This is a genomic window from Halomonas getboli (assembly GCF_023094245.1).
Taxonomy (GTDB): Bacteria; Pseudomonadota; Gammaproteobacteria; order Pseudomonadales; family Halomonadaceae; genus Halomonas; species Halomonas getboli.
Map to the genome: position 1 here is coordinate 1 of NZ_JALMEW010000019.1, position 428 is coordinate 428.

Below are 428 nucleotides of genomic sequence, written 5' to 3' on the forward strand. Positions count from 1 at the left end.
CATGACCCTGGAAGGCAAGCAACTGATCGGCCAGCAGGCCGTGCTCAGCGACGGCAAGGCGATCCACGCCGTCGATCCCGCCACCGGCGAGACCCTGTCCCCGGGCTATCCCGCCGGCGGCCAGGCCGAGGTGGAACAGGCCTGCGCGCTGGCCTGGGCCGCCTTCGACACCTATCGCGAGACCGGCCTCGAGGCCCGCGCCGCCTTCCTCGAGACCGTGGCCGAGGAGATCGAGGCCATCGGCGATGACCTCATCGTGCGGGCCATGGCCGAGTCCGGCCTGCCCCGCGCCCGCCTGGAAGGCGAGCGCGGCCGCACCTGCGGCCAGCTGCGCCTGTTCGCCTCCGTGGTGCGTGCCGGCGAGTGGCTCGACGTGCGCCTCGATCCGGCGCTGCCGGAGCGTCAGCCGATGCCGCGCGTCGACCTGC

1 protein-coding gene is annotated in these 428 nt (G+C 73.8%); it reads left to right on the forward strand.

Features of this window, described 5'->3' with window-relative positions:
* Window position 1 precedes the first annotated feature (1 nt).
* On the forward strand, window positions 2-428 hold a 427-nt coding region (locus MYL53_RS17190), incomplete at its 3' end, for an aldehyde dehydrogenase family protein (RefSeq protein ID WP_247855293.1).